Consider the following 19,829-nt stretch of genomic DNA (forward strand, 5'->3'; position numbering starts at 1 on the left):
TCAGGCCCCAGCGGGTTCGACGAACATCCGGCCGCGCATCTCCATGTGGAGCGCATGGCAGAACCACTGGCAGTAATACCAGTAAACCCCGGCATTGGCTGCCGTGAAGGTGATGGAACTGGTCGCCTGCGGGCCGATTTCCATGGCGACGCCATGGTTGCCCATGGTGAAACCGTGGGTCAGGTCGTCGATGTCATCGAGGTTGGTGACGATCACGGTGACTTCGTCGCCTTCCTTGACCGTGAAGCTTTCCAGCGCAAAGTTCGGCGCCTGGCTGGACATGTAGACCCGCACCTTCTTCGGATCGTCCTTGTCGCGGATCACCATGTCCTGCCATTCGTCGAGGTTCACCCCGTCCGCCTCGGCCTGCGCCCGGGTTTCGGCCCACATCGGATCTTGCCGGTTCCAGGCCGACAGCGGGTTCACCTTGCTCGCGGCCACCGCAATGGCGTCATGCGGCTCGGCGAAGTTCGGGCCGTCGTGGACCACGACCATCTTGTCGCCCGAAATGTCGATCAGCTGATCGTTTTCCGGCTTCAGCGGGCCGACGTTCAGGAAGCGGTCTTTCGAGAACTTGCACAGGCAGACCAGCCAGTTGTTCTCGGCGTCCAGCGTCTCGCCCATCACGGTTTTCAGGTGGCCGGGCTGATACTGCACGTCAACCTTGTCCTTGATCGGGTCGATCTTCTCGCCGGCATAGGCCTTGATCGCATCCTCGATGTTCCACTTCACCACCTGGCTGTCGAGGAACAGCGAGGTATAGGCATTGCCGCGCCCGTCAAAGGCGGTGTGCAGCGGGCCAAGGCCCAGCTCCGGCTCGGCCACCACCACGCTGCGCGGATCGGCATCGCCTTCGAACAGCGTGTCGAACTTGGTCACGTCCAGCACGGTGACGGTGGGCGACAGCTTGCCGCCGATGCACAGGTGCTTCTTGTCCGGCGCCATGTTGCAGCCGTGCGGGTTGTTGGCGATCGGCACATAGCGGGTGAACTGGCTCTTGGCGTCCTTGCGGCCATCCAGAACGCGGACGCCGTTCAGCTCCTGCCCTTCGCCCGCCGCGATGGCGGCTTCGATGGCAGCGATGTTGAAGATGACGACATGGTCCATCTCGGAGGCGGTCATGTCGGCCAGCGTCATGCCCATTTCCGAGTTGTACGAGGTCGAGAAGGCCCATTTACCCTCATAGTCGGCATCGCAGTTGTCGAGGTTGCCCGACACCATCACCTGCCAGGCCGGGGTCCAGCTTGCGCTGTCGACGGCGGTGAAGATGTTCACATAGGTCGAAACGTCCTGCATCGTGGTGCCGTCGTTGACCAGCGGCGCCTCGTCCTCGCCGTTGCAGAACACATAGGTCGATTTCGGGAACTTCTGCGGCCGCATCCCGTGAATCGCCTTGGCGTTCGGGATTTCAAGAATGGCGTCGCATTTCATAACGTCGGCGCGAACCCGGGCGACGCGGGTGTTCGCCTTGTCGTTCATGAACAGGTATTGCCCGTCATACTTGCCGTCGGTGAAGGACATGTGGACGTGGTGAAGATCGCCGTTGTCATGGATCTTCTTGCCATTGGCGGCGAGGTGCTTCTTCGTCTTCTCGCTCATGGTGCGCTGGTGGATGCGGAGCGATTCATTGGTCTGGCCCCAGCCGGTGGCCGAGCAGCGGTTGAACACCGGTACGCGCATCAGCTCGCGCATCGAAGGGATGCCGAGGATGCGCATCTCGCCGGTCTGACCCGAGGACCAGAAGCCGTAATGGGTATCAAGCTGGCCGGGCGCGACGTTGAAGCCATCACCTGCGGCAAGCGCCGCGCCGGCGGTGGCCAGCGTGCCAAGGCCCGCCGCGCCGCCGGTCAGCGCCAGTCGGCCGCCAAGCGTGCCGGCAAGGGCCGCGCCGCCCGCGGTCGCGCCCAGAAGCGCGCGGCGGGAAAGCCCTGTCTTGTGTTCCTGTGTCATGATCGGAACTCCTTTTCAGTTGGTTGTCTGGGATTCGGGTGAGATTCGGGGTTTGGAGACGTTCGGGTGGTTGCGCAGGTCGCGCGCCGGGCTGGCGGCGACAGCATCGCGCCGCTTCAGCGTCTTGATGACGACCGGGCAGAGCGTTTTCGACTGGTAGAGCACCTGACAATGCAGGCAGTTCAGGCACTCGTTCGGGTTGATCTCGCCGGTCGGGTGGATGGCCTGCACCATGCATTGGTTGGCGCAGGTCTGGCACGGGCTGCCGCACTCCTTGTAGCGTTTCAGCCAGTCGAACATCCGGATGCGGGCCGGAATCGCCAGCGCCGCGCCCAAGGGGCAGAGATAGCGGCAATAGAAGCGCTCGACGAAGAGCCCGGCGATCAACAGCGCGGCGGCATAGGCCACGAAGGGCCAGGCGCGGACGAATTTCAGCACGATGGCGGTCTTGAACGGCTCTACCTCGGCCAGGTGTTCGGCCTGCTCGATGCTCATCAGCGAAACGCCGAACAGCCCGAGGAAGATCATGTACTTGATCGGCCAGAGCCGCTCGTGCAGGCCCCAGGGCAGCGTCCATTGCGGGATGTGCAGCGCCTTGGCGAGGCGGTTGGTCAGCTCCTGCAGCGCACCGAAGGGGCAGAGCCAGCCGCAATAGGCCCCGCGGCCCCAGAACAAAAGCGCCGCCGCGATCGAGAACCACAGGATGAAGGTCAGCGGATCAAGCAGGAAGGCCTGCCAGCTGAACCCTTCCACCAGCGCGCCGAACAGCGCCATCAGGTTTACCACCGAAAGCTGCGCATTGGCATACCAGCCGAGAAAGACCAGCGTGACACTGAGAAACCCGATGCGAAACCAGAAGAAGGCCCTGGCATTGCGCGTCGCCAGACTCTGGAAGAAGAACACCGCCGTCAGCACCAGAAGCAGGACGCTGAGACCGGCGATCTGGGGCTTCTTGTCCTGCCAGATCTTCTTCCACAGCGCCTGCTGCGCCGCCATCTCGTCCTGACCGGCCACCGCGTCGACCGCCTCCGGCTCTGCCGCGGGGGCCGGGGCCAGCGGGCGCAGATAGCTGGCAGGCAACTGGTAGCCGAGATCGAAGGTGGTGAAGAGCTTTTCGATCGGCCCCACCTCGCGCTGCACCAGAAGCTGCAGGCGGAAGGGTTTGGTCGGATCAAAGCCCACGTCGGCAGGGATCTTGAACAGATCGGCCTCGGTGAACTCGGGTGCGCCCGTCGCCTGCACCGCAACCAGCCGCTTGTGCATCTTGTCGCGGAAGCGGACCGACACATCGTCCTGAATCAGCACGATCCGGTCAAAGATGCCGCCGCGCACATAGCCCGAGCCCTTGAAGCTATAAAGACCGCGACCGACGACGACGATGGCATGCTCGCCCGGTTGCAGCCAACCCGTCAGGTTCGCGGCTTCACCTTCGCCGAGGATCGCCTTTGCGACCGCGGGATGCGAGACCAGCGCGGCTTGCATCTCGATGAAGGTGGTCTCGGGCGCTTCGGTCATGGCGCGGGCCGTGGCGCGGTCGTCACCCAGCGCGGCAAAGGCTGCGTTGACCTGCCCGACATCCAGCGACAGCCGGCGCAGCGTGCCGTCACCTTCCAGCGCCATCCAGTCCGGCGCCGCGGTGGCCTCGGGGTTCAGCTCGAACGCCGGGCCTGCTGTGGCCGCATCCGGCGCCAGCCCGCCAAGTCCCAGCCGCCGCGCAACCTTCAACCCGGCGCGCACGATGGAATCGTCGATCACCATCACCGTCACCGTCGCGCCCGAGATGATTTCCAGATCATGCGACGTGCCGCCGGATTTGGCCTCGGCCACCAGATCAAGCCCGACGTAGCTTTGCGCCAGCGCGGTGATCTTGGCCTCCGGAATGCCGATCAGCACGATGGGCTCGGAATGCTTGACCAGCTTGACCCCGGTGATCCGCGCGTCGGCGTCCACGGCTACCATCGTGTGGATCGGCTTGCCGGAATAGCCGGTGGTCGAGACAAAATCGCTGGTGATGAACGCCCAGCCCACGGTCTCGCCGCCTTTCAGCACCGGGGCGACGGCCGCATCGTCACGAATCGGCCCGAAGCTCTCGGCCCCGGCGACCAGATCGGCCGCGGCGACCTTGGGCAGAAGGTCGGCAAGCACCGGCTCGGCCGCCAGCGGATAAGGCGCGAGCGACAGAAGTGCGAGAAAGAGGAGGGCAAGGAATCTCATCAGCGGTCCTTCGTGGCAGGCCTCCTGTTGCCACAGCCGGGTTGACCGGGCCTTGACCTAACTCAAGCGCGGGGAAAGTTCGGCCGGGTTCGATGGCCAGGGCCTGCCAATGGCGCCGTGACGCTCCGCCCGGAAAATTGCCGGCGCGGGCCATTCGCGGTTGACACGACGCGCGCCTGGCCAGATTGTGCGCCTACGTCAGGGGAGTCCCGCCAAGGGGACTGAGAGGCTGACAGGGGGAAACCCCGGTGAAGCGACCCTTTGAACCTGACCCAGTTGACACTGGCGTAGGAAGACCGAAGGGCATTTCCGCATTCCTCGCGACCAGAGGGCGGTCCTTTCGGGCCGCATGGCCCTTTTGCCGGGGCCTTGGGGCCGCTTTCTGCCAAAAGTTTCACTTGGGTCTCATCGCAAGAGGAGACCGAAATGAAAGACATCCTGCCGACCATCACCACCGGGCCGCTGCCCGCTTCGCGCAAGATCCACCTGCCGGGGGAAATCCATGACCTCAGCGTGCCGATGCGCGAGATCGCCATTTCCGGCGAGACGCCGCTGGTCGTCTATGACAGCTCGGGGCCCTATACCTGCTCCAACGCTCCGATCGACATTGCGACGGGGCTGGGCGACGTGCGGGGCGGCTGGCTTCAGGCCCGCGGCGAGATCGAGGCCTACGACGGGCGTCCGGTCGCGGCGGCGGACAACGGCTTTGCCTCCGGCGCGCATCTGACCCCCGCCTTTCCGCAACGCCGCCGCCCGCTGCGCGCCGTGGGCGACCGGGCGGTGACGCAACTGGCCTATGCCCGCGCCGGCATCATCACGCCGGAAATGGAATTCGTCGCCATCCGGGAAAATGAAGCCCGCCGCGCGGCCCCGCCCCGGGATGGCGAGGCCTTCGGCGCAGAGCTGCCCGATCTTGTCACCCCTGAATTCGTGCGCGCCGAAATTGCCGCCGGACGGGCGATCATTCCCGCCAACATCAATCACCGCGAGCTGGAGCCGATGATCATCGGGCGGAACTTCAAGGTGAAGATCAACGCCAACATCGGCAATTCCGCCGTGACCTCCAGCATGGAGGAAGAGGTGGAAAAGATGGTCTGGGCGATCCGCTGGGGCGCCGACACGGTGATGGACCTGTCCACCGGGCGCAACATCCACAACATCCGCGACTGGATCATCCGCAATGCCCCGGTGCCGATCGGCACGGTGCCGCTCTATCAGGCCTTGGAAAAGGTCGGCGGCGTGGCCGAGGATCTGACCTGGGAGATCTTCCGCGACACGCTGATCGAGCAGGCGGAACAGGGGGTCGACTATTTCACCATCCACGCCGGGGTGCGGCTGCACATGATCCCGATGACCGCAAAGCGTGTCACCGGTATCGTATCGCGCGGCGGGTCGATCATGGCGAAATGGTGCCTGCACCACCACCGCGAGAGCTTCCTCTATGAGCATTTCGAGGAAATCTGCGAGATCTGCCGCCGCTATGACGTGTCGTTCAGCCTTGGCGACGGGCTGCGACCGGGTTCGATTGCCGACGCCAACGATGAGGCGCAATTCGCCGAGCTGCGCACCTTGGGCGAATTGACCAGGATTGCCTGGGCCAGGGATTGTCAGGTGATGATCGAAGGGCCGGGCCATGTGCCGCTGCACAAGATCAAGGCCAACATGGACGAACAGCTGAAGCACTGTCACGAGGCGCCGTTCTATACGCTCGGGCCGCTGACCACCGACATCGCGCCGGGCTATGACCATATCACCAGCGCCATCGGGGCCGCGATGATCGGTTGGTTTGGCACCGCCATGCTGTGCTATGTCACGCCCAAGGAGCACCTTGGCCTGCCCGACCGCGACGATGTGAAAACCGGGGTGATTACCTACAAACTGGCCGCCCATGCCGCCGATCTGGCCAAGGGCCATCCGGGGGCGCAGCGCCGCGACGATGCGCTGTCGCGCGCGCGGTTCGACTTCCGCTGGGAGGACCAGTTCAATCTGGGTCTCGACCCGGATACCGCCCGTGCGATGCATGACGAAACCATGCCGAAAGAGGCGCACAAGCTGGCGCATTTCTGTTCGATGTGCGGGCCGAAGTTCTGCTCGATGCGGATATCCCACGACATCCGCGCCGAGGCGGAAAAGCAGCAGGGCATGGAGACCATGGCCGCGAAATTCCGTGAGGGCGGGGCGCTTTATGTTCCGGCCGAGGGGGCAGGGCAATGATTTCGGTTCTGGGCTGCGGCGTGGCGGGGCTTTGCGCCGCCACCGCCCTATCCGAAGCTGGCCATATGGTCGAGGTGATCGACCCGCAAGGGCCGCCGCCGCCCGCCTCGCACCTGGCCGGGGGAATGCTCGCGCCGTTCTGCGAAGGCGAAAGCGCCGATGCGCGGGTCGTCGTGCAGGGGCAGATGGCGGTGGGCTGGTGGGACGCGCATGTGCCGGAGGTTGCCCGCAGGGGCACGCTGGTACTGGCGCCCCCCCGCGATGCAGTCGAGCTGGAGCGTTTTGCCCGCGCCACCCAAGGCCACCGATGGGTGGCGCCCGACGATCTGGAACCCGACCTTGCGCAGCGCTTTGGTCGCGGGTTGTTCTTTGCCGCCGAGGCACATCTTGACCCGGAGGCGGCCCTTGCCGCCCTGCGCGCAGCGCTCTTGTCGCGAGGGGTTGTGTTCCGTGACGGGGGGCCGCGCGGGCGCATCGTGGATTGCCGGGGGCTTGGCGCCGCTCAGGCGCTGCCTGACCTGCGCGCCGTGCGGGGCGAGATGCTCTTGCTTGACGCGCCCGACGTAACCCTTTCGCGCCCTGTCCGCCTGCTTCATCCACGGTTTCCCTGCTATGTCGTGCCGCGCGGGCAGGGGCGCTACATGGTCGGGGCGACAATGGTGGAATGCAACCGTGCCGGCCCCGTGACCGCGCGCGCGGCCATGGAACTGCTTTCGGCGGCCTATGCGCTGCACCCCGCCTTTGCAGAAGCCGCAGTGATCGGCACTGGCGCTGGCCTGCGCCCGGCATTTCCCGACAACATGCCCGCGCTGCGCCGGGTCGGCGATACGGTGCATCTGAACGGGCTTTATCGCCACGGGTTCCTGATGGCGCCGGTACTGGCGCTGCATCTGGTGCAGATGCTGGCAGAGGAGCTTGCCCATGCGCATTGACCTGAATGGCGTGCCGCTTGACACCGCCGCCGAAACACTCGCCGGCCTGATCGCCGACCGGGGCCTTGATGGCGCTTCGGTGGCGACGGCGCTTGACGGGCAATTCGTTGCCAGACAGGCGCGGGAAACCGCCGTGCTTCGCCCCGGCGCCAGAGTCGAGATCCTGTCGCCGATGCAGGGGGGATGAACGATGTTCTACGGTCTGGATCTGCAAAACCGGCTGATGCTCGGCACGGCGCAATATCCCTCGCCGCAGGTGCTGCGCGCCGCGATTGCCGCCTCTGGCGCCGAGGTGATCACCGTCTCGCTCCGGCGCGAGGGCAGCGGTGGCGCGGGCTTTCATGACATCCTGCGGGACTGCGGCTGTCTCATCCTGCCCAACACGGCGGGCTGCCATACTGTGCGCGAAGCGGTGACCACGGCGCAGATGGCCCGCGACCTTTTCGGCACGAACTGGATCAAGCTTGAGGTGATCGGCCACGCCGACACGCTGCAACCCGATCCCTTCGCCCTTGTCGAGGCCGCCCGCATTCTTTGCGCCGACGGGTTCAAGGTCTTCCCCTACACGACCGAGGATCTGATCGTCGGCGAAAGGTTGCTCGCGGCCGGCTGCAAGGTGCTGATGCCATGGGGGGCGCCCATCGGTTCCGGTCAGGGGTTGCGCAATCTTGACGGGCTGCGCAGCATGCGGGCGCATTTCCCTGGTGTGCCGCTGGTGATTGACGCCGGCATCGGCACGCCCTCGCAGGCGATGCAGGCGATGGAACTGGGTTTCGACGCTGTGCTGCTGAATACTGCAGTGGCCAAGGCGCTGGATCCGGTCGCGATGGCGCGGGCCTTTGGTCAGGCGGTGGCGGCCGGCAGGCTTGCCCATGCCGCAGGGCTGATGCCTCGGCGCGACATGGCACAGCCGTCAACTCCGATCTTCGGCATGGCGGAACTGGCATGACACAGCTTGATCCCTTTTACCTGATCGTCGGGGATGTCGCGCAACTGGAACGGCTGGTGCCGCTTGGCGTCCGGCTGGTGCAGTTGCGGATCAAATCCCTGCCCGAGGCGGATGTCCGTCGGCAAATCGCCCGGGCCCGCGACATCTGCACCGCGCATCGTGCCCGGCTGGTCGTGAATGACTATTGGGAAATCGCGCTCGATCTGCACTGCGACTTCGTCCATCTTGGACAAGAGGATATGGACAGTGCCGATCTTGCCGCGCTTCGGCGCGCGGGGGTCCGCTACGGTCTGTCGACGCATGACGAGGCGGAACTGGAGCGGGCATTGGCGCTGGGGCCGGCCTATGTCGCGCTCGGCCCGGTTTACCCGACGCGGCTGAAGCAGATGAAATGGGCCGCGCAGGGGCTGGACCGGGTACGCGACTGGAAGGCGCGGGCCGGCGCGACGCCACTTGTCGGAATCGGCGGCCTGACGCCCGAGCGGTTGCCCAGCCTGTTTGCCGCCGGGGCCGCAAGCGCGGCGGTCGTGACCGACATCCAGCAGGCCCCTGATCCCGAGGCGCGCTGCCGCGAATGGCTTGCCGCAACGCGGGAGTATCTGCGATGACCCGCTACGACCGGCAAACCCGCCTGCCCGGCTTTGATGCGGCCGGCCAGGCGAAACTGGCCGCCGCCCGGGTGTTGGTGGTCGGAGCCGGCGGGCTGGGCGCGACCGTCTTGCCCGCCCTTGTCGGCGCCGGGATCGGTCATCTGCGGCTTGCCGATCCTGATGTGGTGGAAGAAAGCAACCTGCACCGCCAGACCCTGTTCCGCATGGCGGATATCGGCCGCCCCAAGGCAGAGGCGGCCGCCATGGCGCTGGCCGGCCTGAACCCCGATTGCAAGATCTCGGCCCTCGTCGCCCGCGTCGATCCGGTTGTGGCGCAGGCGGAACTCTCAGGGATCAATCTGGTGATAGATGCCGCCGACAGTTTTGCCACGACCTACGCGCTGTCGGATGCCTGCCACGCAAGGCGGCTGCCACTGGTCAGCGCCTCGGTGCTGGGCCGGCAAGGCTATGTCGGCGGCTTCTGTGGCGGGGCGCCCAGCCTGCGGGCCGTGTTTCCCGATCTGCCCGACCGGATGGGCAGTTGCGCAAGCGATGGCGTGATGGCGCCCGTGGTCGCGGCACTGGGCGCCTTGCAGGCCCAGATGGCGCTTGCGGTTCTACTGGAACAGGCGCCGTCGCCGCTGGGGCAGATGCTCTCGCTGGATCTTGCAAGCTGGCGGCTTGGCGGCTTTCGCTTCGACGGGGCGGAAGAGCCGGAAACCGCCAGTCCCGAAATCCTTGCGCCGGCGCAGATCACCCGCGACGATCTGGTGATCGACCTTCGCGCGGCGGCATTGCCCGAACCCCAAGTGCGGGCGGGTCAGCGGATCGTCTTCGTCTGCACGACGGGTCTGCGGGCCTGGCGCGCGGCGAAAGCCGCCATCGCATCCGGGCACAGGTCGGTCGCCATTATCGGAGACGGGGCATGACGGCGCCCGTCCTTTTCATCGGCGGCATGGATTCAAGCGGCGGGGCCGGACTTCTGCGCGACTGCGCCACGGCGGCGGAGTTTGGCGTCTTGGCCCGCGTCGCCGTCACCGCAATCACGGCCCAGACTGACCGGGCGGTAACCGCGGTTCAGCCAGTCGCGCCGGGAGTGGTCTCGGCACAGATTCTGGCGGCAGGACAGATTGCGGCGGTCAAGATCGGGATGCTTTGTACCGCCCCGGTGGTGCAGGCGGTCGCGGCCTGTCTGCCGAACGCGCCTTGCATCCTCGATCCGGTCCTGCGGTCCAGTTCGGGTCACGACCTGATCGACGCGGCGGGCGCCGATGCGCTGTTGCACCAGCTTTTGCCGAATGTCGACCTGCTGACCCCGAACCTGCCGGAACTTGCGTTGTTGGCGCGTCTGTCCGGCTGTGCCGCGCGCCACGAGGCGGCCCGTGTCGAGGGGCTTTTCCGCCTTGGTTGCCGCGCGGTGCTCGTCAAGGGTGGCCATGCCGCCTTTGGCAAGGTCTGCGAGGACAGGCTATACCTGCCCGGCGCCCCTCCCACGCCGTTTCGCGCGCCCCGGCTCAAGGCCGCCTTGCGCGGCACCGGCTGCCAGCTGGCCAGCGCCATAGCGGCGCAGATTGCCTTGGGCCGGTCGCTTGAAGCGGCGATCGGCGGGGCAAAACAGGCGGTTCAGCGCCGCTTCCGCGCCGCCGTCGATCAGGAGAGCCTTCCGTCGATCTAGCTATTTGATCCCATGGTTTGATGGTGCGATCCTTTCGAGCGATTGGAAGCAAGCAACATGGGACAAGTTCGTCATAGGAGCAGCAGGGCGCATGGGCGCAACGGTTTCGGGTGCGCCGCAAGCTGTTTTCCAGCCATTCACGGTTCTGCGCCAGCGCCAGAAGCCGAGTGCAGGGGGTCAGACGCGGGCGGCGGCCTTGCCCGCCCAGGCCCCCGTGGCCCAGCAGGCGGTTAGGAGATAGCCGCCGGTCGGGGCCTCCCAGTCCAGCATCTCGCCGGCGACAAAGACGCCGGGCAGGGCGCGCAGTTCCAGCCTCTCGGTGACGGCGTCCCACGCCACCCCCCCGGCCACCGAAATCGCCTCGTCCAGCGGGCGCGGGCCGGTCAGGCGGGCCGGAAGCGCCTTGACCGCCGCCGCCAGATCCATCCCCCGGCCCCATTCCTGCACCAGCGCCACGGCGGGCGGGGCTAGGCCCAGCTTGCGCAGCCGGTTGGCGGCAGTTTCGCCGGGCCGCATACGGGCAAGGCGGGCGGTGATTTCGGCGGCGGGGACATCCGGCATCAGGTCGATCACCAGCCCGGCTCCGGCGCGCAGGGCGCGGCTGACGGCATAGATCCCGCCGCCCTCCAGCCCGCGGGCAGAGATCACGAACTCACCCCGCTCGCGGCTCTCCCCCACGATCAGCGCCGCGCCCTTTACCGCCTGCCCGAACTGCCGCGCCATATGCGCCGACCAGTCCACGGCAAAACCCATGTTGGCGGGCTGCCACGGGGTGATCTGCACGCCCTTTTCTGCCAGCCACGGCACCCATGCCGCATCCGACCCCAGCCGCGCCCAGCTGGCCCCGCCCAGCGCCAACACCGTCACGCGCGGATGCAGGACCCGCGGCCCTTCGGGCGTATCAAAGGCGAAACCGTCGCCCTCAAACCCCACCCAACGCCAGCGGCTGTGCAATTCCACGCCCTGCCCCGCCAGCCGGGCCAGCCAGGCCCGCAGCAGCGGTGAGCCTTTCATCGCCACCGGAAACACCCGGCCGGACGAGCCGGTGAACACCTCTTGGCCCAGCCCCCGGCAGAAGTCCTGCACCTGCTCGGGGCCAAAGGCCTGCAGAATGGGCCGCAGACGATCCGGGCAGTCATAGGCTGCCAGAAAGGTCTCGAACGGCTGGTCCTTGGTGACATTCAGCCCCGACTTGCCCGCCATCAGGAACTTGCGCGCCGGCGAGGGCTTGGCCTCGACCACCAGCACCCGCCGCCCCGCGCGGGCCAGCTCCTCGGCGGCCATCAGCCCGGCCGGGCCGGCCCCGATGACCAGCGCGTCGGGGGCCGCGTCAGGCAACCGCGCCACCCTTCAGCTCGACCACCCGGTGCGGATAGGGCATCTCGATCCCCGCCGCCTTCAGCGCGTTCCAGATCGCGAAATTCACCTGGCTGGCGTATTTGTTCTTGCCGTCGTCAATTCCGGAAACCCAGTATTCCACCGCAAAATCGACGCTCGACTCGCCAAACCCCCGCAACTCGCAATCCGGCCCGTCGGGCTGTTTCAGCACGAAGGGCAAGGCGGCAACGGCCGTCTCGATGATCTCGGGCACGCGGTTGATGTCGGTGTCGTAGCTCACCGAAAACGGCACGTCATAACGGTTGGCGCTGCCCTGATCGGAATAGTTCACCACCCGCGTGGTGATGAAATGATCGTTCGGCACCACGATCCACTTGCCGTCGAAGGTTTCCAGCACGCAGGCCCGCGCGGTCATCTTGACGATGGTGCCCTTCTCGCCCCCGTCAAGCTCGACATAGTCGCCCACCGTGGTCTGGCCCTCGACCAGCAGGATGATCCCCGAGACGAAATTCGCCGCGATCTGTTGCAGGCCAAGGCCGATCCCGACGCCCAGCGCACCGCCCAGGACGGCGACCGCGGTCAGGTCGATCCCCATGATGGAGAGCAAGAGCAGGAAGGCGGCGCCGAAGATCATCACCTCCACTGCCTTGACCGCCAGCTCGCGCGTGGCCGGGCGCAGTTCTTCCTGCGCCTTGATGTAGCTGGCGCTTTGCCGGTTCGACCACGACCCCAGCCAGAACAGCACCGATCCCGCGATCACACCGCGGATCAGCGCCAGAACCGAAAAGCGGATATTGCCCAGCGCGATGATGGTTTCTTCCAGCCGCAGCGTGATGTCGTCCAGCAGCCCCAGCACATAGAGCCCGGCCACTGGCAGCAGCACATATCTGCCAAGCGGTCGCAGGAAACTGTCGGTCAGCACCTCGCGCACGAACGCCCGGGCGGCAAGGAAGATGAACACCCGCTTGCCAAAGGCAATGACGTCACCCGAACCGAAGGCGGCGCGGGTCACTTCCTCGCCCACCGCCGTCAGCCCATAGGCGAACAGCGGCAACAGAAGGGGCAGCAGGCGCAGGGCAAAGCGGCGGAGGCTGGCGATATGGCCGATCTTGCTGGCGGGATCGAGAAAGCGCGTGGCGGCAGGCAGCAGGCGCGCCGTCGCCAGCCGCGCCACGATCACCGCGACCGCCAGCAGCCCGAACTGCGACCAGGCGGCGGGCGACAGCAGCCAGCCCATCGCAATCTCGCCTGCCTGCTCGATCCAGCCCGTCACCTTGGCGGCAAAATCGCCCGTCCCACTCATTCGTTAATCCCTTGCCAAACACGGCTGTCAGCCCATCCTGTGACATTCCACAAGGCTCAAGGCAAGATGACCGACCCCGTTTGCCCCCTCTGCCTGCGCCCGATCCCGCCGGATGCGCCGCAAAGCCTGCACCATCTGGTGCCAAGGTTGAAAGGCGGCAAGGGCGGCGAGACGGTGCTGTTGCACCACATCTGCCACAAGGAAGTTCACGCCCGGTTTTCCGAGGCCGACCTCGCCCGGCAGTTTTCCACGATCGAGGCCCTGCGCGGATCGGATCGGCTTCGGTCCTTTCTGGACTGGGTGGCCAAGCGCCCGCCGGGCTTTCAAAGCCGCGTGCCGGGCGGGCGGCGCTAGAAGCTCAGGGACGCGGCGCCGGTCTTGAACTTCTCGTGGATCACGCTCGCGCCCGCGATCTTCACGCCGTCAAGGAGATCTTCCTGCGTGTATCCGCGGGTCTTTACGCATGGCGGACAGGCAACCACCTCACCACCGCGGCGCATGAAGTCTTCGATCAGCGCCTTCAAGGGATCAAGCGGCGGAACATGCGTGAGCTCCACGGCCCGCTTTCGCACCAGATCCACCGACGCGCTCGTCAGAAATACACAGACCTTCAGCCCCGAGGTGATGCCCCCGTTGGCAATGGTGAAACCGACCGAGGACAATTCGTGATCGACACCCTTCGTCATGAGCACCACGAGTTCTCTTTGCGAATCCGACATAGCCTTCTCCACGTTTGTGAGCCCCGGAAGGCGCGAACGCCGCCCTACTATCCACAGCTTGGCTGAAAACCTTGTCCGGCGCACCAAAAAACTATGCCCCGCCTCCGGCGATCGAGGAAAGGACAGCCTAACGAAACACCGTCAGCACCTGATCGCGCGGCTTCTTGCGTTTGGCGACTTCCGGCACGGTCGCATCTTCCGCCGGCCAACCCACGGGCAGGATCATCATCGGCTTTTCCTGTTCGGGCCTGCCGCACATTTCGCCAAGGAACTTCATCGGGTTGGGCGTGTGTTCCAGACAGCAAAGGCCGGCGTGATGCAGGGCGGTAATCAGCATGCCGGTGGCGATGCCCACGCTTTCCGGGACATAGTAGTTCTTGTAGCGCGTGCCGTCCTCGGTCAGGCCGAAGCGTTGGGCAAAGACCACGATCAGCCAGGGCGCATCGGTCAGATGCGGCTTGTCCACCCCGGTTCCGATCGGTTCCAGCGCCGCCAGCCATTCATCGCCGGCCCCCCCGGCATAGAAGGCGCGTTCTTCCTCTTCCGCCGCCTCGCGGATGCGTGCCTTCATGGCCGGATCGGCGATGGCGACGAAATGCCAAGGCTGGTGATTGGCCCCGGACGGCGCAGTGCAGGCGGCCTCGATACAGGCAGTGATGATCTCTTCGGGCACCTGTCGCGGCGCGTATTGCCGCACCGAATGGCGCTTCTTCATGTAGTCGCGAAAGGCCAGCGCATCGGCCAGCGCCTGATCGTCGGGCTTTTGCACCCGGTCGGGCAAGGCCAATGCCTGATAGTGAACCTCGCCCTTGCGATACATCAGCCGCCCCCGATCAAAGCCCCCGCCGCAAAGACCAAAGCACCGCCCAGAACCACTTGCAAGGCGGCCCGCAGGAAGGGTGTTTCCATGTATCTGTTCTGAATCCACGCAATTGCCCACAGCTCGACGAACACGACGATCATGGCAATCGTGGTAGCGGTCCAGAATTCGGGGATCAGATAAGGCAGCGCGTGACCAAGACCGCCCAGCGTGGTCATCAGGCCACTGGCGAGGCCGCGTTTCCAGGGAGAGCCGCGACCGGACAGCACGCCATCGTCATGCGCAGCCTCGGTGAAGCCCATCGAAATCCCCGCCCCGACCGAGGCCGCCGCGCCGACAAGGAAGGTCGTCCAGGTGTTCTGCGTGGCAAAGGCGGTGGCAAAGATCGGCGCGAGGGTGGAAACCGAACCGTCCATCAGCCCTGCCAGCCCCGGCTGCACCCAGGTCAGGACGAACTGCCGCCGCGCGCCGGCATCCTCGGAAGCCTTTTCGCCTGCGGTCAGATGGGTCGCCGTCAGCTCACCCGCATGTTCCGCATGACCAGATTCTGCGGCCGCCAGATCGCCCAGAAGCTTGCGCGTCGCCGCGTCAGAGGTCCGTCCCGCCGCCCGGGTGTAAAACGCGGCGGCCTGCGTCTCCATCGCGCGCGCTTCGGCACGCATGGCGTCAAGGCCCAGCGTTTCGTTCAGCCAGACCGGCTTGCGGGCATAGAACCCGGCCACATGTTCGCGCCGGATCAGGGGGATCACCTGCCCGAACCGCGCCTGATGCAGGTCGATCAGCCGGCGGCGGTGATCGTCCTCCTCCTCTGCCATGCCGTCAAAGATTGCCGCCGAGGCCGGATATTCGGCGCGCAGGCGTTCGGCGTAGATGCGGTAGATGCGGGCATCATCCTCTTCGGACGAAATCGCCAGCGCCAGCACCTCTTGCTCCGACAGATCGGCAAAACGGCGGCGCGAGGAAATGGCGGACAGCATGGGGAAAACTCCGAAACGACTTTGCCCCAGTAAAGGCCCGCCGCCCCGGAATGAAAAGACCCCGACCGCCGCGCCGCGTAAGCCAACGCTTGAATATCAGGATTCAGCCCGCGCCACGCAGATACTCCGCAAGAACATGCGCCGTGCCATCGCGCCAGAGCCGGGTCAGCGCCGCGTCAAAGGCCGCGACAAAGCGCGGGTCATCGGCCACCTCGCCATAGATCGTGCGCTGCGACAGCCAGACTTTCGGGTCAGCCTTCGCCGCCAGCGCCAGCCCTTGCAGCGCGTCCCAGTTCGGATCGTTCGGCGGGATATGCGTGCCGCTGTCGGTCTCGCCATAGCAATAGCGGCACCACAGCGCCGAGACCAAAGCCAGCCCCTTTACCGACCCTCCCGCCGCCAGCGCATCCCGGATCGATGGCACGATAAACTTCGGCTGCCGGTTGGAGCCGTCAAGGCAAAGCCGGCGCTCCGTATCGGCCACTTCGGGGTTGGAAAACCGTTCGACGATCAGATCGAAATAGGCGTCGATATTGGTGTCAGGTACCGGCGGGACATAGGGAATGATCTCCTCGCGCTCGACCTTTTCCAGAAAGCCCTTGATCAGCGGATGCGCCATCGCCTCGTGGACATATTCGATGTCCATCAATCCGCCGGGATAGGCGATGGTGGCATGGCCGCCGTTCAGGATGCGGATCTTCATCATCTCGAAGGCATGGACATGGGCAGTGAAGGTCACGCCCACCTTTTCCAAGGCCGGGCGGCCGGCGGGGAAGTTGTCCTCCAGCACCCATTGCCGGAAGGGTTCGCAGGTAACCGGCACCGGATCGTCGCCAAGACCGAAGCTGGCCGCCATGGCGCGCTCCCGCGGGCCGGTGGCGGGGGTGATCCGGTCCACCATGCCGTTCGGAAAGGCGACATTGGCGGCGATCCAGCCGGCCAGGTCAGGGTCCGACAGCCGGGCCAGACCGACGACGGCGGCCTTGGTCACATGGCCATTGCCCGGAAGGTTGTCGCAGGACATCACGGTGAAGGGTTGCATCCCCGCCGCCCGCCGCGCCCTCAGCGCCGCGACGATGGCGCCAAAGGCGGTAGCGGGGCGGCCAGGGTTCGCGCCATCGGCGACGATCTCTGGCAAGCTCGGGTCGAACTGCCCGGTCGAGGCATTGATGAAATAGCCGCCCTCGGTCACGGTCAGCGACACGATGCGGATTTCCGGCCGGGTCATGGCCGAAATCAGGCTCTGATTGCCCGCCTCGACTGGCAGGAAGTCGATCATCGCGCCGACACGGCGGGCGGTCTGGCCCTTCGGGTCCAGTTCGATCACGGTCGAAAGGCAGTCCTGCGCCTTCAGCGCATCGCGCATCGCCGCGTCCGGAGCACGCACCCCGGCTCCGATGATCGCCCAGTCATGGCTTTCGCCCAAGGCGAACAGGTCGTCGAGATAGACCGCCATATGCGCCCGGTGAAAGTTACCAAGCCCGATATGCACGATGCCGGGGGTCAGACGCTTGCGGTCATAAGAGGGGGTTGCATAGGTCATGTCAGGCCATCCAGTTGCCGCCGTCCACGCCAAAGCACTGGGCGACGATGTATTTCGCTTCCGGTGTGGCAAGGAAGATCGCCATCCCGGTCAGGTCCGCGGCGGTGCCCATGCGGCCAAAGGGCACGGCGGCACCGACCTCGCGCTTCTTCTGGCCCGGCGCCTTGCCCTCATACTTGGCAAAGAAGGCATCGACGCCGTCCCAATGCTCGCCATCCACCACGCCGGGCGCGATGGCGTTCACGTTGATGCCGTGCCGGATCAGATTCAGGCCGGCGGATTGGGTCAGGGAAATGACCGCCGCCTTGGTGGCGCAATAGACCGCGACAAGGCCTTCGCCGCGCCGCCCGGCCTGCGAGGCCATGTTGATGACAGTGCCCTCGCCGCGCGGAATCATATGGCGCGCGGCGGCTTGCAGGCAGAACAGGGTGCCCGCGACGTTCACCGCGAACAGCTTGTCATAATCGGCGCGGGTGATCTCGGCGATGGGCGCGGCAGAGAACAGCGCGGCGTTGTTGACAAGGATGTCGAGCTGCCCCATCTCGGCCACGGCGCGATCAAAGCCTGCGTCGATGCTGTCCTGCCGGGTCACGTCCATCTGCACCGCAATCGCCTGCGGACCAAGCGCAGCAGCAGCGCTGGCAACTGCCTCGGCATTGATATCGGCCAAAGCCACCTGCGCGCCCTCGGCGATATAGGCGCGGGCGAATTCCAGCCCGATCCCCCGCGCAGCCCCGGTGACAAGGGCGGTTTTGCCGGAAAGTCTCATTTCAGCGCCAGTCCTTCCGCATCAAAGCGGTGCAGCTTGTCCATGTCCGGTGCCAGCCTGATCCGGTCGCCGTGACGCACGTCGATCTCGCCCCCGGCCCGTACGTTGATGGTGCCGATGCCGTCGACCTCGACCTTGATGAAGCTGTCGGAACCCAGATGTTCCGAGAGGCCGACAACCCCTTGCCAGGGGCCATCGCCGACCCGGATATGCTCGGGCCGCACGCCCAGCGTGGTGCAGGTGTGCCTGGCCGCCTCGGGCCCGGTGATGAGGTTCATTTTCGGGCTGCCGATGAAGCCGGCCACGAACAGGTTGCGGGGGGAATGATACAGATCCAGCGGGCTGCCGACCTGTTCGACCCGCCCTGCATTCAGCACGACGATCTTGTCGGCCATGGTCATGGCCTCCACCTGATCGTGCGTCACATAGATCATCGTGGTCTTCAGGCTTTGGTGCAGCTCGGAGATTTCCTGCCGCATCGTCACCCGCAGGGCTGCATCAAGGTTCGACAGCGGCTCGTCGAACAGGAAGGCCGCCGGTTCGCGCACAATCGCACGGCCAATGGCGACGCGCTGGCGCTGGCCGCCGGACAATTGCCCCGGACGGCGGTCAAGATAGTTGGTCAGGTTCAGGATCTTCGCGGCATGCTGGACTTTCGCCTCTTGTTCTGCCGCACTCATCCCCGCCATCTTCAGCGGAAAGGCGATGTTTTTCCGCACCGTCATATGCGGATAAAGCGCATAGGACTGGAACACCATTGCCAGCCCGCGCTGCGCCGGAGGCAGCAGCGTGGCGTCGCGCCCGTCGATGTCGATCTTGCCCGACGTGGTATCTTCCAGCCCCGCGATCAGCCGCAGGAGCGTGGACTTGCCGCACCCGGACGGCCCGACAAAGACAACGAATTCCCCGTCCTCGATCGACAGGTCGATGCCCGGAATGACGTCCACTTCCCCAAAGGACTTGCGGACCTGGCTGAGTGTGATCTTACCCATGTTCCCTCACTTCACCGCGCCAAAGGTCAGGCCGCGGACGAGTTGCTTTTGGCTGAACCAGCCCATGATCAGGATCGGCGCGATGGCCATGGTCGAGGCCGCCGAGAGTTTGGCGTAGAAAAGACCCTGCGGCGACGAGAAGCCCGAGATGAACTTGGTCAGGGGCGCGGCATCGGTGACGGTCAGGTTGATCGTCCAGAACGCCTCGTTCCATGCAAGGATGATGTTCAACAGCACCGTCGAAGCGATGCCCGGCACGGCCATCGGCGTCAGCACATGCAGGATCTCGGCCTTCAGGCTTGCCCCGTCCATCCGCGCGGCTTCCAGAATCTCGCCGGGGATTTCCTTGAAATAGGTATAGAGCATCCAGACGATGATCGGCAGGTTCATCAGCGTCAGCACGATGACCAGACCAATGCGGGTGTCGAGAAGTCCAAGCGTCTTGAACAGAAGATAGATCGGCACCAGCACGCCCACGGCGGGCATCATCTTGGTCGACAGCATCCACATCAAGAGGTCCTTGGTCTTGCGACCGGGCACGAAGGCCATGGACCAGGCCGCGGGAACCGCCAAGGCCAAACCCAGCGCGGTAGACCCAAGCGCGATGATGATCGAGTTGACGAAGTAGCGGAAATATTCGCGCTGTTCGTTCACATCGACATAGTTCTGCAAGGTCCAGTCAAAGCCAAGAAAGATGGGCGGCGAGGCGACGGCCTGCGCTTCGGGTTTGAAACTGGTCAGCACGGTCCACAGGATCGGGAAGAACAGGATCAGCGCGACGGTCCAGGCGGCAGCCGTATTGATCGCGCGGCGTTGGGTGGTGACGTGACGGGCCATGATTATT

Annotated in this window: 19 protein-coding genes and 1 riboswitch; of the genes, 8 read left to right on the forward strand and 11 right to left on the reverse strand. The window is 65.4% G+C overall.

All coding sequences use genetic code 11. The features are described from left to right. Together nosZ and G4Z14_RS07310 are read right to left on the reverse strand one after the other, a co-directional pair. Positions 1-1,950 (reverse strand): TAT-dependent nitrous-oxide reductase, encoded by a 1,950-nt coding sequence (gene nosZ / locus G4Z14_RS07305; protein WP_164624203.1) that lies wholly within the window; start codon positions 1,948-1,950, stop codon positions 1-3. Positions 1,951-1,965: 15 nt separating this feature from the next. Then, positions 1,966-4,164: a NosR/NirI family protein gene (locus tag G4Z14_RS07310; protein ID WP_164624204.1), complete on the reverse strand. Its 2,199-nt coding sequence runs from the start codon at positions 4,162-4,164 to the stop codon at positions 1,966-1,968. A gap of 190 nt (positions 4,165-4,354) precedes the next feature. Continuing rightward, positions 4,355-4,475, forward strand: a riboswitch (TPP riboswitch). Between the two features lie 115 nt (positions 4,476-4,590). On the opposite strand from G4Z14_RS07310, the gene thiC reads away from it, so the two are divergent. Genes thiC through thiD form a run of 7 tightly spaced genes read left to right on the forward strand, consistent with a single transcriptional unit; the run spans position 4,591 to position 10,524 of the window. Continuing rightward, positions 4,591-6,378, forward strand: a complete 1,788-nt coding sequence (gene thiC, locus G4Z14_RS07315; RefSeq protein ID WP_164624206.1) for a phosphomethylpyrimidine synthase ThiC — start codon at positions 4,591-4,593, stop codon at positions 6,376-6,378. Next, the gene (locus tag G4Z14_RS07320; protein WP_164624208.1) at positions 6,375-7,310 is read left to right on the forward strand and encodes an FAD-dependent oxidoreductase; all 936 of its coding nucleotides are present in this window, start codon (positions 6,375-6,377) and stop codon (positions 7,308-7,310) included. The genes thiC and G4Z14_RS07320 overlap by 4 nt, the downstream gene beginning before the upstream one ends. Beyond that, positions 7,300-7,497, forward strand: a complete 198-nt coding sequence (gene thiS / locus G4Z14_RS07325; RefSeq protein ID WP_164624210.1) for a sulfur carrier protein ThiS — start codon at positions 7,300-7,302, stop codon at positions 7,495-7,497. Before G4Z14_RS07320 ends, thiS begins: the two co-directional genes overlap by 11 nt. A 3-nt stretch (positions 7,498-7,500) precedes the next feature. Then, positions 7,501-8,259, forward strand: a complete 759-nt coding sequence (locus G4Z14_RS07330) for a thiazole synthase (protein WP_164624212.1) — start codon at positions 7,501-7,503, stop codon at positions 8,257-8,259. Beyond that, the gene (locus G4Z14_RS07335) at positions 8,256-8,867 is read left to right on the forward strand and encodes a thiamine phosphate synthase (RefSeq protein WP_164624214.1); all 612 of its coding nucleotides are present in this window, start codon (positions 8,256-8,258) and stop codon (positions 8,865-8,867) included. Before G4Z14_RS07330 ends, G4Z14_RS07335 begins: the two co-directional genes overlap by 4 nt. Further along, positions 8,864-9,778, forward strand: coding sequence for a HesA/MoeB/ThiF family protein (locus G4Z14_RS07340; protein ID WP_164624216.1), 915 nt, complete (start codon positions 8,864-8,866; stop codon positions 9,776-9,778). Before G4Z14_RS07335 ends, G4Z14_RS07340 begins: the two co-directional genes overlap by 4 nt. Next, entirely contained in the window at positions 9,775-10,524 is a 750-nt protein-coding gene (thiD, locus tag G4Z14_RS07345; protein ID WP_164624218.1) for a bifunctional hydroxymethylpyrimidine kinase/phosphomethylpyrimidine kinase, read from the forward strand. Before G4Z14_RS07340 ends, thiD begins: the two co-directional genes overlap by 4 nt. A gap of 177 nt (positions 10,525-10,701) precedes the next feature. Here thiD and G4Z14_RS07350 read toward each other — a convergent pair whose 3' ends face one another. Further along, positions 10,702-11,862 carry a BaiN/RdsA family NAD(P)/FAD-dependent oxidoreductase gene (locus tag G4Z14_RS07350; RefSeq protein ID WP_227751585.1) on the reverse strand — a complete coding sequence of 387 codons (1,161 nt, stop codon included), beginning with the start codon at positions 11,860-11,862 and terminating at the stop codon, positions 10,702-10,704. Next, complete coding sequence (locus G4Z14_RS07355) at positions 11,855-13,165, reverse strand: mechanosensitive ion channel family protein (RefSeq protein WP_164624220.1); 1,311 nt, start codon at positions 13,163-13,165, stop codon at positions 11,855-11,857. Before G4Z14_RS07355 ends, G4Z14_RS07350 begins: the two co-directional genes overlap by 8 nt. 66 nt (positions 13,166-13,231) lie before the next feature. Between G4Z14_RS07355 and G4Z14_RS07360 the strand changes: the two genes are divergently transcribed. Beyond that, positions 13,232-13,519: an HNH endonuclease gene (locus G4Z14_RS07360; protein ID WP_164624222.1), complete on the forward strand. Its 288-nt coding sequence runs from the start codon at positions 13,232-13,234 to the stop codon at positions 13,517-13,519. Here the strand turns inward: G4Z14_RS07360 and G4Z14_RS07365 are convergent. The 7 genes from G4Z14_RS07365 to G4Z14_RS07395 all read right to left on the reverse strand — a co-directional run bounded on the left by G4Z14_RS07365 (position 13,516) and on the right by G4Z14_RS07395 (position 19,822). Next, complete coding sequence (locus G4Z14_RS07365; protein ID WP_164624224.1) at positions 13,516-13,884, reverse strand: DsrE family protein; 369 nt, start codon at positions 13,882-13,884, stop codon at positions 13,516-13,518. The genes G4Z14_RS07360 and G4Z14_RS07365 overlap by 4 nt on opposite strands. 127 nt (positions 13,885-14,011) lie before the next feature. After that, a complete protein-coding gene (locus G4Z14_RS07370; protein WP_164624226.1) occupies positions 14,012-14,704 on the reverse strand; it encodes a nitroreductase family protein in 693 nt (230 codons plus the stop codon). Then, complete coding sequence (mbfA, locus tag G4Z14_RS07375; protein ID WP_164624228.1) at positions 14,704-15,681, reverse strand: iron exporter MbfA; 978 nt, start codon at positions 15,679-15,681, stop codon at positions 14,704-14,706. The genes G4Z14_RS07370 and mbfA overlap by 1 nt, the downstream gene beginning before the upstream one ends. 103 nt (positions 15,682-15,784) lie before the next feature. Then, entirely contained in the window at positions 15,785-17,224 is a 1,440-nt protein-coding gene (locus tag G4Z14_RS07380; RefSeq protein ID WP_164624231.1) for a mannitol dehydrogenase family protein, read from the reverse strand. 1 nt (position 17,225) lies between these two features. Beyond that, positions 17,226-17,993, reverse strand: coding sequence for an L-iditol 2-dehydrogenase (locus G4Z14_RS07385; protein ID WP_164624233.1), 768 nt, complete (start codon positions 17,991-17,993; stop codon positions 17,226-17,228). Beyond that, positions 17,990-18,985: an ABC transporter ATP-binding protein gene (locus G4Z14_RS07390; RefSeq protein ID WP_164624235.1), complete on the reverse strand. Its 996-nt coding sequence runs from the start codon at positions 18,983-18,985 to the stop codon at positions 17,990-17,992. Before G4Z14_RS07390 ends, G4Z14_RS07385 begins: the two co-directional genes overlap by 4 nt. Before the next feature lie 6 nt (positions 18,986-18,991). Then, entirely contained in the window at positions 18,992-19,822 is an 831-nt protein-coding gene (locus G4Z14_RS07395; RefSeq protein ID WP_164624237.1) for a carbohydrate ABC transporter permease, read from the reverse strand. Between the last annotated feature and the right edge of the window lie 7 nt (positions 19,823-19,829).

This window comes from Tabrizicola oligotrophica (assembly GCF_011008935.1).
Taxonomy (GTDB): domain Bacteria; phylum Pseudomonadota; class Alphaproteobacteria; order Rhodobacterales; family Rhodobacteraceae; genus Tabrizicola_A; species Tabrizicola_A oligotrophica.